Consider the following 13267-nt stretch of genomic DNA (forward strand, 5'->3'; position numbering starts at 1 on the left):
CACCCACGACGCACGCACCAAACTCCGCCACCTATACCCCACACATTAGGTGCGACGATCTACTAGTTGGCCGGAATCGGCGTTTGGCCGGATCCGGCGTCAAACCGGCCCAACCAGCGCTTAGCGTGTCCCCAGGAAGCGCCCTTGTCCGAGGAGTGAACTGTGCGTTTACATGCTGGCCGTTCCGCGATCGCCCTGGCCGGTGCGGTTGCGACCGCCGTTCTCGTCGGCTCCGGCGCCGGCGTGGCGACCGCGCAACCCAACGAACCCGCCTTCGCACCGCAGTCGATCGTCTGGCCGACGCAGAACGACGGTTACCTGCTGGGCGGCGTCCAGTGTGGGACGGCGCCCTGCCCGGCCGCGGTCAAGGCCACCCACGACGGCGGCAAGACCTGGACGACCGCAGGCCGCACGCACAACGGGCTGGCGATGAGCGGTGAGCCGGGGCTGACCAGCCTGCAGTTCGCGGACCAGAAGTTCGGCTGGGCCTACGACCCGTTCCTCGAGGTCACCCGGGACGGCGGCAAGTCCTGGACCCAGGTCCCGGTGCCCGGCGGCGACGCCAAGGTCCTCAACCTGCTGGCCGCCCCCGACGGCACGTACGTCATCACGTCGGGCTGCGCGATCGGAACCGGGATCTGCGACGACCGGCCACTTAAGGTCTGGCGCGCACCGGCCGGGAAGTCCACCGGCTGGATGCAGCTCGACCTCGCGGTCGGGGCCGATGACCACGTCACCTGGGCCGCCGAGGGCTCGACGGTCTACGCGCTCACGGCAGGGTTCAACGGACCGGGCCGGCTGTCCACCCTGCGCAACGGCACGGTTCGCCCGACCAGCACGGTCAGCTGTGCGGACCCGGACGACGCCGCCATCACCGACCTCGCGACGAACGGCCCGAACCGTCTCTTCGTGCTCTGCATGGCGAACTACGGCCGCGGCCACTCCGACAAGACGCTCCTGGTCTCGGGCGACGGCGGCAAGACCTTCCGGTACGACGCCATCCCCGGCGGACTCGGCCTGGCCGGCCAGCTCGCGGTCGCGCCGGATGGCGCGGTCATGCTCAGCACGCTGACCGCGAGCCTGGTCTACAACCGGCCGGCGCTGTCGAAGTCGTGGCGCATCGACTCGACCTGGCTCGAGAACAGCGAGCACATCCACGACCTGGTCTTCCAGTCCGGCACGACCGCGTGGCTCGTCGAGCGCGATGCGGCGTACACCCCGGACACCAAGCTCTGGGTGACCCGCGATGCCGGCAAGAGCTGGCAGCAGGCCACCGTCGTCCCGGCGTGACGCCGATCCACTCTCGAATCATCGGAGTACACCTGTGATCTCACTGCGCCGGTTGGCGATCCCGCTCGCCCTCGTCCTCGTCGGCGCCACCACCACGGTGGCGGCCGCGGACGTCCAGGAGTCCCCGAAGGTCGTGGCCAGCTGCGACCAGAAGGTCGAGCCCGGACACTTCACCTGCTTCGCGCAACGCCGCGCCGACCTGGGCTTCCGGACCCGCGTCGCCGGTGCGCCGGCCGGCTACGGTCCGGCCGACCTGCAGGCGGCGTACAAGTTGCCATCGGCATCTTCTGGACAAGGACAACGGGTCTACATCGTCGACGCGTACGACGACCCGACCGCCGAGGCGGACCTGGCCGTCTACCGTCAGCAGTTCGGCCTGCCGCCGTGCACGACCGCGAACGGCTGCTTCCAGAAGCTCAACCAGGACGGCCTGCCGAGCCCGCTGCCGGCGCCGTCGCGCTCCTGGTCGGGTGAGATCTCGCTCGACCTCGATTCGGTGTCCGCGGTCTGCCCGCACTGCGGCATCACGCTGATCGAGGCGGACTCCGCCAGTACCGATCTGCTCGCGGCCACCAAGACCGCGGACCGGCTGGGCGCCAAGTTCGTCTCGCTGAGCTGGGGCGGACCGGAGTCGGCCGACCTCGCCGAGCTCGACAGCACGTACTTCAACCCTCGCGGCGTCGTCTACGCGGCATCCACCGGCGACAGCGACTACGACGCCGGTGTCTCGTATCCCGCAAGCTCGGAGGCCACCACGGCGGTCGGCGGTACGACGCTCACAAGAGACGACTCGGCGCGCGGCTGGACCGAGACGGTCTGGAACAGCTTCCCCGGCAACGGCACCGGCTCGGGATGCTCCAGCCTGATGGCCAAGCCGAGCTGGCAGTCGGTCATCCCGGTCGCGGTCTGCCCGCAGCGCGCCGTCGCCGATGTCTCCGCGGTGGCCGACCCCGCGACCGGCGTCGCCGTCTACCAGACCACCGGTGGCGCCGGCTGGGCCGTGTACGGCGGGACCAGCGCAGCGGCTCCGATCGTCGCTGCGATCTACGCACTTGCCGGTGACCCGGACCCCGCCTCCCGTCCGGCGAGCTATCCGTACGGCGTCACCGGCAACCTCAACGATGTTGTCCAAGGCAACAACGGCGAGTGCACCCCCGCACCGCTGTGTACGGCGCAAACCGGCTGGGACGGCCCGACCGGCCTCGGTACGCCGAACGGCACCCAGGCCCTGAAGTCGCCGACGAGCGCGAACCGGATCACGGTCGACGCACCGGCACAGCAGGCCAGTGCCGTCGGCGACGTCGTCGTACTCCGGGCGCGCGCCACGGACTCCGGCCGGCGCCCGGTCCGGTTCACCGCGACGGACCTGCCGGCCGGACTGCGGCTCGATGGGTCGACCGGCATCATCCACGGCCGGCCGACTCAGCCGGGTACCCACTCGGTCACGGTCACCGCGACCGACTCGACCAAGGCGCGGGGCAACACCGTGATCAGCTGGGTCGTCAGCACTCGCAAGGGCGCGCGTGGCATGGTCAACGGCGACTTCGAGTCCGGTACGGGCGGCTGGACGCAGACCGCGGACGTGATCCGCGCCGACGGCCAGTACAGCCACGACGGTCTGGGCTACGCCTGGCTCGGCGGCACCGGAACGACCCACACCGACTCGCTGAGCCAGCGGGTCAGCGTCCCTTCCGTCGGACATCCCGGTCTGCGCTTCGCCCTGCGGATCGCGAGTGACGACACCTCGGCTGCGAACCACGACGTACTCCGGTTGACCATCGACGGCCACCCGGTCCGCACGTACACGGCTGCCCAGAGCAGGTCGTCGTACGGCGATCAGGCCGTGGACCTCACGCCGTACCGCGGCCGGACGGTCACGCTGGCGTGGACGAGCACCGAGGACGACGCGACCCCGACGACCTTCCTGCTGGACGACATCAGCGTCGCGCGCTGACAGCTGTTCTCCGGCAGTCTGCATCAGCATCACAGGGTACTGTTCATCTTCGCGTCGGCTCGCTCGAGTAGATCTCGGGAAGGACCACATGACTGACTGGGCAGCACTGACTCGATCTCCCGGCCGGCGCCGGAGCCGCTCGATCAACGCCGAGAACCCGACCGGCGCACGCGGCCAGGCCGCCACGACCGCGTCGGCGCTCGGCCCCTCTCGCAAGGGCCGCCCGGCCATCTCCCTTGACTCGGGCGAGACCGCGACGCTGGCCGATATCGACGGTCCGGGCGTGATCCGGCACATCTGGATAACCGTTCCGGACAAGACGTCCGCGGGGCCTTGGGTACTGCGCGACCTCGTCCTGCGGATGTGGTGGGACGACGACGAGCGGCCGGCCGTCGAAGTACCGCTCGGCGACTTCTTCTGCAACGGGTTCGGCCAGCGGGCGCTCGTCACCTCGGAGCCGATCGTGGTCGCGCCGACCGGCGGGCTGAACTGCTACTTCCCCATGCCGTTCCGGCGGCACGCCCGCATCGAGCTGACCAACGATCACCCCGGCCCGGTCGGGGGGATCTACTACCAGCTCGATTACACGGTGGACGACGAAGTGGCCGACGACACCGCCCTGTTCCACGCGCACTGGCGACGCAGCAACGCCTCGACAGCGTTGGGTGAGGACCATGTGATCCTCGACGGGATCGTTGGCAGCGGCAACTATGTCGGCACCTACATCGGACTGACCGCGCTGGAGCGGTTCTGGTGGGGCGAGGGTGAGGTCAAGTTCTACCTCGACGACGACGAGGAGTACCCGACACAGTGCAGCACCGGACTCGAGGACTACGCCGGTGGTGCGTGGGCCTTCCAGGATGCGTTGCGCGTCAACCCGTCACCGGTGCCGTTGACCTTCAGTGCGCCGTACTGCGGGTATCCGTTCTACTCGGCGGAGGATCGCACCGGGCATTCGCCGTTCGTCACCGCCACGCTGCAGTCGCATGGCATGTATCGGTGGCATCTGCCCGATCCGGTGATCTTCCATCAGCGACTGCGGATCACGCTGCAGCAGATCGGCGCCTGGGATCACGGGCACTTCGAACGCAGCGACGACATCTCCAGCGTCGCGTACTGGTATCAACTGCCCGGCGGCGGCAACGACCTGCCCGCCCTGCCGTTGCGCGAGTATCGCCGTCCCCGTTGAGAGGCTTCCGTGACCGACTACCACGAGACCAACCGCGGTCAGTTCCACTTCAGTCCCCGGCATGGGTGGATGAACGACCCGAACGGGATGCTGCACTACCGCGGCACCTACCACTTCTACTTCCAGCACGCCCCCGGCAGCCTGGTCTGGGACACGATGCACTGGGGGCACGCCACCAGCCCCGACATGGTCCACTGGACGGAGCAACCGATCGCCCTCGATCCCGCCGTACATCCGGGTGAGCTGTGGTCGGGCGGTGGTGTGGTCGACGCCGGCAACACCTCCGGGCTCAAGGACGGGGACCACGACCCGATCGCGGTGTTCACCGGCACGCAGGGCGTCCGGATGTTCTACAGCCTCGACGGTGGCATGACGTTCACGGCGTACGACGAGGGCCGGGTGATCGCGCAGCCGAGCGGTCACGAGAGCCGGGACCCGAAGGTGGTCTGGCACGAACCCTCGCAGACCTGGGCGATGGTGGTGTGGTCGGACGACAACGGGAACGGGGCGGATTTCTTCGTGTCGCCCGATCTGTGCACGTGGGAGCGGACCGACCGGTACGCCGCGGACTGGGTGTTCGAGTGCCCGGACCTCACGCCGATGGATCTCGACGGGACGCCGGTCTGGGTCCTGCGCGACGGATGCGGATCGTACGTCGTCGGCGACTTCGACGGCCGGGAGTTCCGTACGTCGTGGCCGGAGCCGCGCACGGTCACCATGAACCCGGGTGGAGCGGCCGGTCACTACTACGCCGCGCAGTCCTTCGACAACATGCCGGACGGCCGCGTGGTCACGATGGCGTGGCAGGGGCTCAACCGTGGCTCGACCTGGACCGGCAACGCGAGCTTCCCGGTGCAGCAGCGGTTGGTCTCGACGCCGGACGGTCCGCGGCTGTTCAGCCTGCCGGTCGACGAGCTGGCGTCTTTGCGCGAGTCGACGAAGTCGTGGGGCCCCGAGGAACTCACCCCTGAGTCCGCTCTCGTCCTCGACGACGCCGCCACGAGCTACGAACTCGAAGCAACCTTCGACCGTCCTGAGACTGGCACACTCGTCTTCCGCCTTCGGACCGGCGCCGACGGATCGTCCGCTCGTGACGTCGTCTACGACATCGGAGCCGGACTGCTCGACGGCCTGCCGCTGCCGGCACCCGATGGCACCCTCACGATCCGGCTCCTGGTCGACCGCGGTCAGCTCGCCGTCTTCGCCGCCGACGGCGCGTACTACGCCTGCTACAACGTCGACTTCGACACGACCGCCACCGGAGACGGTGTCCAACTCGTCACCACCACTCCCCTTCAACTGACATCCCTCACCCTTCATCATCTCGCCTCCATCTGGCCGGCCGATACAGTCGCGCCATGACCCGAACTCTGCTGGTGGCGGCGCCGTCGTTCCGGGGGACGGTGTTCTCCGCGCGGAGTGTGGCGCGGCTGGAGCGTCTCGGGGAGCTCGTCGTACTCGACGATCCGGCGGATGCCGGCACGCTGATGGCCGCGCTACCGGGGACCGACGTACTGATCACGTCCTGGGGTGCGACGCCGCTCACTGCCGAGGTGCTGGATCACGCGGACCGGCTGCGGTTGATCGCGCACAGTGCCTCGTCGGTGAAGCATTTCGTCACCGACGAGGTGTTCCGGCGCGGCATCCGGATCACCCAGGCCGGACAGGCGATGGCCCGGCCGGTGGCCGAGGTTTCGCTGGCGTTCACGTTGGCGATGCTGCACCGGATCCATCGGTTCGACCACGCGCTGCACCGCGGGGCCGCGTGGCGGGACGCGATCGGCGCGCCACCGCAGCACGGTATCGCCGGTTCCCGGATCGGGGTGGTCGGCGCCTCCCGGACGGGCGTCGAGTACATCGCGATGATCGTTGCCCTCGGCGCCGATGTCGTTGTCTACGACCCCTACCTGACCGAGGAGCGCGCGGCGGAGCTCGGCGTACGACGGATCGCCCTGGACGAACTGCTACGGACCAGCGCCGTCGTCGCCCTGCACGCACCGACGCTGCCGGAGACCCACGAGCTGATCGGTGCGCACGAGCTGGCGCTGATGCCGGACGGGTCGTCGCTCGTCAACACCGCCCGATCCTGGCTGGTCGACTCGGACGCATTGCTGGCCGAACTCCAGACCGGCCGGATCGACGCCGCGCTCGACGTCTTCGACGAAGAGCCGCTGCCGTCGGACAGCCCACTCCGCGGTCTGCCCAACGTCCTGCTCACCCCGCACCGCGCCGCCGGAACGGTCGAGTGCTACCTCGAGATGGGCGAGATCGTCGCATCCGAGATCGAGCGCTACGTCTCCGGCGCGTCGTTGCAGTACGAACTGACCGAGGCCGCGCTCGCCCGCATGGCCTGATCCCACCCATCCGGTGACGTCGCGGCTCCGAAGGGTTGTTGTCAGCAGCCCCTTCGAGAAAGCGAACTCGTCATGCCCAAGAACCTTGTCCGCGTCGGCCTCGCCGTGTCCGCACTGGCCCTCGTCCTCGCGACGTCGGCGTGTAACAGCGACGACAAGACCGCCTCCGCCGGCTCCGCCCCGTCCACGACCACGAGCGCCGCTCCTTCGATGGACGCCGCCGCGGCCGGGCTCGTCGGCCCGGGCTGCGCCGACTACGCGAAGGCCAATCCGAGCGGCGCCGGTTCGATCGCCGGCATGGCCGCCGCGCCGGTGGCCACCGCCGCGTCCGGCAACCCGTTGCTGACCACCCTGGTCTCCGCCGTGTCCGGGAAGCTGAACCCGAAGGTCGACCTGGTCTCCACCCTGAACGGCGGCGAGTTCACCGTCTTCGCCCCGGTCGACACGGCGTTCCAGAAGGTCCCGGCCGCCACTGTCACCACGCTGAAGACGAATGACGCACTGCTCACCAAGATCCTCACCTACCACGTGGTCGCCGGCCAGCTCGACCCCGCGGCCGTGGTCGGCACGCACCCGACCGTGGAGAAGCAGGACGTCACCGTGACCGGGTCCGGCGACGGCCTCAAGGTCAACGGCGCCAACGTCATCTGTGGGGGTGTGAAGACCGCGAACGCTACTGTGTATCTCATCGACTCTGTCCTGATGCCGCCGGCGAACTGACCGTGACCGATCCGACTTCACTGCCTTGGCCCACCGGGTCGCACCAGCGACCCGGTGAGGTCTCGGACGGCGACCTGCTGGTGATGACCGCCGGTGGCGACACCGCCGCGTTCAGCGCCCTCTACGACCGGGTCACGCCCTCGGTGTTCGGCCTGGTCCGCCGGATCCTGCGCAACCCGGCCCAATCGGAGGAGGTGACGCAGGAGGTGATGGTCGATGTGTGGCGCACCGCGACCAGGTACGACGCCGCCCGCGGCTCGGCGCACTCGTGGATCCTCACCATCGCCCACCGCCGGGCCGTCGACCGCGTCCGCTCCGAACAGGCCGCGGCCGATCGCACCGAACTCGCCGGCATCCGGTCCGCCGAGGTCGACTTCGACCAGGTCGCCGACACGGTCAGCACGCGGCTCGAGGCGGAGCAGGTACGGCGCTGCCTCGGCGCGCTGACCGAGCTCCAGCGGGAGTCGATCGAGCTGGCGTACTACAACGGCTACACCTACCCCGAGGTCGCCCAGCGGCTCGGGGCGAAACTGCCGACCGTGAAGGCGAGAATGCGCGACGGCCTGATCCGGCTCCGCGACTGCCTCGGAACCACCGAAGGGGGCGTACGCCATGACTGATCCCGACGTACACACTCTCACCGGGCCTTACGTCCTCGACGCGTTGCCGGAGGACGAACGAGCCGACTTCGAGGCGCACCTCGCCGAGTGCGCGTTCTGCACCACGGAGGTCGCCGAACTGCGCGAGGCCGCCGTCAAGCTCGCCACCCCGGTCGCGACTCCGCCACCGCCCGCCCTCAAGACGAACGTGCTGGCCGCGATCGAGCACACCCGCCAACTGCCCCCGCTCGTCCCCGGCCAGTCCCCGACCCCGGTCGTCCAGCGCCGGTTCAGCCGTCGATCCGTGCTGGCGCTGGCCGCGGCGGCTCTCGCGGTCGCCGGCGCCGGTGGTGTCGCCATCGACCAGTACCGCGAGAAGACCGACGCCGTCCAGGCCAACGAACGGATGGCCGCCGTACTCACGCAGCCCGACGCACGCACCGTCCGCGGTCCGGTCGCCGGCGGCGGTCAGGCCACGGTCGTCGCGTCCGCGCAGGCCGACGCGGCAGTCGTCGTACTGCGGGATCTGCCGAAGCTATCCGGCAACCGCACCTGGCAGCTCTGGATGATCGATCCGTCGCAGACCGCCCACTCCGTCGGTCTGGCATCCGGTGACGAGGCGCAGGTCCTCAACGGCGACGTCACCGGCATGGTCGCCTTCGGCCTCACCGTCGAACCGGCCGGCGGCTCGACCAAGCCGACCCTCCCCGTCGCAGCGCTGATCCCGATGACCTGAGGAGAACCATGCGGGCGATCGTCATCAAAGGCAAGCTCGAGCTCGTCGAGGCCGAGCTGCCCACTCCGGTCCCACAGGCCGGCCAGGTCCGGCTGCGGATGGCGTACGGCGGGATCTGCGGCTCGGACCTGCATTACTACAACGACGGCGCGAACGGCGCGTACGTCGTCCGCGAACCGCTCGTGCCCGGACACGAACTCTCGGGCACCGTCGACCTCGACCCCTCCGGCGAGCTGGCGCCCGGCACTCCGGTAACCATCCACCCGGCCACCTTCGGCACCCCGGCGCCGGGTATCGAGGATCGCCCGCATCTGTGGCCGGACGGCGCCTACCTCGGCAGCGCGGGCACCTGGCCGCACACCCAGGGCGGCATGAGCGAATTCGTTGTCGTGGGCAAGCACATGGTCCGCACGCTGCCCGCGACCCTGCCATTGCGCCGTGCCACGCTCGCGGAACCACTGGGCGTGGCCCTGCACGCCGTCCACATCGCCGGTGGCGTCGAAGGGCGGCGGGTGCTGGTCTCGGGTTCGGGCGCGATCGGCCTGCTGGCGGCGGCTTCGGCGCTCTCCGCGGGCGCGACCGAAGTGGTGTCGACCGACGTTCTCCCAGGTCCGCTCCGGCGGGCCCGCGAGCTCGGCGTCCACGGCACGATCCAGGTCGGCACCGACGAGATCCCGTCGGAGTACTTCGACGTCGTCCTCGAGTGCACCGGCGTGCCCGCGGCCATCACCGCCGCGCTCGACGCAGCCCGCCGGGCCGGCATCGTCGTCCTCGTCGGCGTCCCACCCAACGAGCCGCGCGGCGTGAACCTCTCCCCGTTGGTCTCCCGTGAACTCCAGCTCCGCGGCACCCTCCGCTTCAACGACGAGATCGACCGCGCGGTCCAGCTCCTCGACGCCGATCCGCGGCTCGAGCAGGTGATCACCCACGACTTCCCGGCCGAGCAGGCCGGCCGAGCGTTCGCCACCGCCGCCGACTCGAACACCTCCGGCAAGGTCCTGATCTCCCTCTGGTCCTAGAAACGCACCCTGCTGAAATTGGTGCTCATCGCAGCGATGAGTTCGGCTGCCGCCGCTGGTCTGTACAGGTGAGAGCAATTTCCTGGAGGAACCTGTGCGGACGACAAGTGAACAACGATGGGTGCTGGGGCTGGCCTCGATCGGGTCGGTCATGGTGGCGCTGGATGTGCTGGTGGTCGCGGCCGCCCTGACCACCATCCGGGCGGATCTCGGCGCCTCGGCCGAGCAGCTCGAGTGGACGGTGAACGCGTACGCCCTGAGCTTCGCGATGCTTCTGATGACGGCCGCCGCGATCGGTGACCGCCTGGGCCGGCGACGGACCTATGCCGGTGGGTTGGCGCTGTTCACGGTGGCGTCGGTGGCCTGTGCGCTGGCCACTTCGCTGCCGTGGTTGATCGCGGCGCGAGCCGTCCAAGGCGCCGGCGCCGCCGCGGTGATGCCGTTGGCGATCGGCCTGCTGGGTGCGGCGTTCCCGCCGGAGCGGCGAGGCTGGGCGACCGGTGTGTTCAGTGGACTGACCGGTCTCGCCGTACTGGGCGGGCCGATGATCGGCGGAGCGGTGACGGAGGGGCTGTCCTGGCAGTGGATCTTCTGGATCAACGTGCCGATCGGCGTGATCGCGATCGCCCTGGTACTGCGGAAGATCCCCGAGAGCACCGGTCCGTCGCGCCCGCTCGACCTGATCGGTGCGGTCCTGATCAGCCTGGCCGTACTCGGTCTGGTCTGGGGTGTCGTCCACGGTGAGACCGCCGGCTGGTCGAGCGCCGAGGTGCTCGGCTCGTTCGCGGCCGGGGTCGTCCTGCTCGCCGCCTTCGGAGTCTGGGAGGGACGGTCGGCGCACCCGATGATCCCGCTCGCCTTCTTCCGGAACCGGACCTTCACCGCGGCGAACTCGGCCGGCTTCTTCCTCAGCGCGGCACTCTTCAGCGCTGTCTTCTTCTTGTCCCAGTACATGCAGGTGGTGTTCGGGTCGGCCCCGTTGAAGGCCGGTCTGCAACTGCTGCCGTGGACGGCCACGCTCTTCCTGGTCGGTCCGCTCGCCGGCCGGCTGATCGATCGCATCGGCGAGCGCCCACTGGTGGTCATCGGGCTGGCGCTCCAGACCGTCGGCATGTTCTGGATCAGCCGAAGCACGGGTCAGTACTACGAACTCGTCGTACCGCTCGTGGTCACCGGCTGCGGGATCTCGCTGGCGATGCCGGCCGCGCAGAGTGCGAGCGTCGGTGCGCTGCCGCGGGAGGCGGTCGGGATCGCCTCCGGGGTCTACAGCATGACCCGGCAACTCGGTGGCGCGGCCGGTGTCGCCGTCCTCGGGTCGGTGTTCGTGTCGGCCGGTGGGTACGCCGGTCACGGCTTCACCCGGGCACTCGCGGGGTGCGGCGTACTGTCGTTGCTCGGGGCACTGTCGGGTCTCGGCATCGCCGCACGGCGCCGTACCGGCGAGCTGGTCGCCACGAAGGTGGTGGAGGGAGTCGGATGAACCTGGAGGAGGAGTTCGCACTGCATCGGGGTGGTCTGGTCGCGCACTGCTACCGGATGCTCGGGTCGCTGTACGACGCCGAGGACGCGGTGCAGGAGACGTACCTGCGGGCCTGGCGCGGACACGCGGACTTCGAGCACCGTTCGACCGTCCGGACCTGGCTCTACCGGATCGCCACCAATGTCTGCCTCAACTTCCTGCAGCACAGCAGTAGGCGCCTGGTCCCGTCCGCGCTCGGTGCCCCCGGCAACGATCCGAACGAGCTGCATCCACAGGCACTCGAGGTGCCGTGGCTGGAGCCGTTCCCGGACCAGTTGCTCGGCGCCGACCCGGCCACGGTGGTCGGCGATCGGCAGAGCCTCCGGCTGGCGATGGTCGCCGCGATGCAGCACCTTCCACCGCGCCAGCGCGCCGTACTGATCCTGCGTGAGGTGCTGACCTGGCCGGCGGCCGAGGTCGCGACCTTGCTCGACACCACGACCGCGGCCGTCAACAGCTCGTTGCAGCGCGCGCGGGCCGAGCTGGCGCGGCTCCGGCCGAGCGAAGAGGACTTCAGCGAGCCGGACGAACCAGTCCGGCGGGCGGTGCTCGATCAGTTCTCGGCTGCCATGGAGAGCAAGGATCTGGTCACGTTGGAGGGACTGTTCACCGCGGACACCCGGTGGGAGATGCCGCCGATCCCGACCTGGTTCAGCGGACGCAGCGACGTACTGCGGCTCCTGGACGCGAAACTGCTGTCCGGTCCGGACCGACGGATCCTGGTCGAGACCTCGGCGAACGGGCAGCCGGCGTTCGCGCTCTACATCCGGGGCGAGGACGCGCTGTACCACGCGCATTCCGTCAAGGTCCTGACCGTGACCAAGGCCGGTATCTCGGCCGTTCTGTCCTTCCACCAGCCCGCGCTGTTCCCGGCGTTCGGGCTGCCCATCGTTCAATCCCGCTAAGACGGAGACACCCATGTCACTCGCAACCACACTCCGCGCCTTGCACGTGCCCGGCTCACCCTTGGTCCTGCCCAACGCCTGGGACGCGGCCTCGGCCCGGATGGTCGAACGGGCCGGCTTCCCCGCCGTCGCGACCAGCAGCAATGCGACCGCCGCGATCCTCGGGTACGACGACGGCGAACAGGCACCGGTCGACGAGGTCCTCGCGGCGGCGGCCCAGGTCGCCCGCTCGGTGTCCGTCCCGGTCACGATCGACTTCGAGCGCGGCTACCGGCTCCCGCCGGCCGAACTCGTCGAACGCTTCACCGCGACCGGCGCCGTCGGCCTCAACCTGGAGGACTCGGATCCGGCCACCGGCGGCCTGGTCGATCCGGCCGAACAGGCGGACTTCCTGGCCGCGATCCGCGCCGCGGCCGGGACCGAACTGGTGATCAACGCCCGGATCGACGCGTTCCTGCGCAAAGCCGGTTCGCCCGACGAACAGCTCCGGACCGCACTCGACCGGGCCGCCCGCTACCTGGCGGCGGGTGCGGACTGCGTCTATCCGATCGGAGTCGGCGATCTCGACCTGATCGGGACGCTGGTGAAGGAGATCGGCGGCCCGGTGAACGTCGGCTACGGCCAGGGTGCCAACACGCTCGCCGACTACGCAGCGCAGGGCGTCGCCCGGATTAGTTTCGGCCCGATGGTCCAGCGCCACCTGTACGGCAAGCTGGCCGGAACATTCCTCCCGGCCGTCGCCGCCGACCGGAATCCCTTTGCTGAATGAACGCTGGAACAACACGCCCACGGGAAAGACCGGCGGCCAGTACGGCGACAAGATCGACCAGGGCACCGACATGGCCAAGGACCAGCTCGACAACCTCGACGGCCAGGACGACGACATCGAGTAGCCGGACCCCGACCACCGACGCCGAGCGGCCGCAGGCTTCCCGCCCGCGGCCGCTCGCGGCATTCGAGCCGATGGGGCAGTAGCGTCAGG

General features: G+C 69.6%; 13 protein-coding genes. All 13 read left to right on the forward strand.

Features of this window, described 5'->3' with window-relative positions; genetic code table 11:
* Nucleotides 1–162: 162 nt before the first annotated feature.
* Complete coding sequence (locus ACXC9Q_RS38945) at nucleotides 163–1290, forward strand: hypothetical protein (protein WP_457061808.1); 1128 nt, start codon at nucleotides 163–165, stop codon at nucleotides 1288–1290.
* 34 nt (nucleotides 1291–1324) lie between these two features.
* Complete coding sequence (locus ACXC9Q_RS38950; RefSeq protein ID WP_457061810.1) at nucleotides 1325–3244, forward strand: putative Ig domain-containing protein; 1920 nt, start codon at nucleotides 1325–1327, stop codon at nucleotides 3242–3244.
* Nucleotides 3245–3332: 88 nt separating this feature from the next.
* Nucleotides 3333–4433, forward strand: a complete 1101-nt coding sequence (locus ACXC9Q_RS38955) for a glycoside hydrolase family 172 protein (protein WP_457061811.1) — start codon at nucleotides 3333–3335, stop codon at nucleotides 4431–4433.
* Between the two features lie 9 nt (nucleotides 4434–4442).
* Nucleotides 4443–5795 carry a glycoside hydrolase family 32 protein gene (locus ACXC9Q_RS38960; protein ID WP_457061813.1) on the forward strand — a complete coding sequence of 451 codons (1353 nt, stop codon included), beginning with the start codon at nucleotides 4443–4445 and terminating at the stop codon, nucleotides 5793–5795.
* Nucleotides 5792–6787 carry a hydroxyacid dehydrogenase gene (locus ACXC9Q_RS38965; RefSeq protein WP_457061814.1) on the forward strand — a complete coding sequence of 332 codons (996 nt, stop codon included), beginning with the start codon at nucleotides 5792–5794 and terminating at the stop codon, nucleotides 6785–6787. Before ACXC9Q_RS38960 ends, ACXC9Q_RS38965 begins: the two co-directional genes overlap by 4 nt.
* 72 nt (nucleotides 6788–6859) lie before the next feature.
* Nucleotides 6860–7507 carry a fasciclin domain-containing protein gene (locus tag ACXC9Q_RS38970; RefSeq protein ID WP_457061815.1) on the forward strand — a complete coding sequence of 216 codons (648 nt, stop codon included), beginning with the start codon at nucleotides 6860–6862 and terminating at the stop codon, nucleotides 7505–7507.
* A 2-nt stretch (nucleotides 7508–7509) separates the two neighbouring features.
* The gene (sigK, locus tag ACXC9Q_RS38975) at nucleotides 7510–8127 is read left to right on the forward strand and encodes an ECF RNA polymerase sigma factor SigK (protein WP_457061816.1); all 618 of its coding nucleotides are present in this window, start codon (nucleotides 7510–7512) and stop codon (nucleotides 8125–8127) included.
* Nucleotides 8120–8842: an anti-sigma factor gene (locus ACXC9Q_RS38980; RefSeq protein ID WP_457061818.1), complete on the forward strand. Its 723-nt coding sequence runs from the start codon at nucleotides 8120–8122 to the stop codon at nucleotides 8840–8842. The genes sigK and ACXC9Q_RS38980 overlap by 8 nt, the downstream gene beginning before the upstream one ends.
* Before the next feature lie 8 nt (nucleotides 8843–8850).
* Nucleotides 8851–9861 (forward strand): zinc-binding dehydrogenase, encoded by a 1011-nt coding sequence (locus ACXC9Q_RS38985; RefSeq protein ID WP_457061820.1) that lies wholly within the window; start codon nucleotides 8851–8853, stop codon nucleotides 9859–9861.
* Between the two features lie 94 nt (nucleotides 9862–9955).
* A complete protein-coding gene (locus ACXC9Q_RS38990) occupies nucleotides 9956–11341 on the forward strand; it encodes a DHA2 family efflux MFS transporter permease subunit (RefSeq protein ID WP_457061822.1) in 1386 nt (461 codons plus the stop codon).
* Entirely contained in the window at nucleotides 11338–12285 is a 948-nt protein-coding gene (locus ACXC9Q_RS38995; protein WP_457061824.1) for a sigma-70 family RNA polymerase sigma factor, read from the forward strand. Before ACXC9Q_RS38990 ends, ACXC9Q_RS38995 begins: the two co-directional genes overlap by 4 nt.
* A gap of 13 nt (nucleotides 12286–12298) precedes the next feature.
* Entirely contained in the window at nucleotides 12299–13054 is a 756-nt protein-coding gene (locus tag ACXC9Q_RS39000) for an isocitrate lyase/PEP mutase family protein (protein WP_457061825.1), read from the forward strand.
* Nucleotides 13044–13178, forward strand: a complete 135-nt coding sequence (locus ACXC9Q_RS39005; RefSeq protein WP_457061826.1) for an Rv0909 family putative TA system antitoxin — start codon at nucleotides 13044–13046, stop codon at nucleotides 13176–13178. Before ACXC9Q_RS39000 ends, ACXC9Q_RS39005 begins: the two co-directional genes overlap by 11 nt.
* Nucleotides 13179–13267: the final 89 nt, after the last annotated feature.

The sequence above is a fragment of the Kribbella sp. CWNU-51 genome, assembly GCF_054073265.1.

Excerpts from the sequence above, each read along its gene's own strand:
- ACXC9Q_RS38980 (WP_457061818.1), top strand. The coding sequence starts at position 8,120 with ATGACTGATCCCGACGTACACACTCTCACCGGGCCTTACGTCCTCGAC.
- ACXC9Q_RS38965 (WP_457061814.1), top strand. The coding sequence starts at position 5,792 with ATGACCCGAACTCTGCTGGTGGCGGCGCCGTCGTTCCGGGGGACGGTG.
- ACXC9Q_RS38995 (WP_457061824.1), top strand. The coding sequence starts at position 11,338 with ATGAACCTGGAGGAGGAGTTCGCACTGCATCGGGGTGGTCTGGTCGCG.
- ACXC9Q_RS38970 (WP_457061815.1), top strand. The coding sequence starts at position 6,860 with ATGCCCAAGAACCTTGTCCGCGTCGGCCTCGCCGTGTCCGCACTGGCC.
- ACXC9Q_RS38955 (WP_457061811.1), top strand. The coding sequence starts at position 3,333 with ATGACTGACTGGGCAGCACTGACTCGATCTCCCGGCCGGCGCCGGAGC.
- ACXC9Q_RS38985 (WP_457061820.1), top strand. The coding sequence starts at position 8,851 with ATGCGGGCGATCGTCATCAAAGGCAAGCTCGAGCTCGTCGAGGCCGAG.
- ACXC9Q_RS39000 (WP_457061825.1), top strand. The coding sequence starts at position 12,299 with ATGTCACTCGCAACCACACTCCGCGCCTTGCACGTGCCCGGCTCACCC.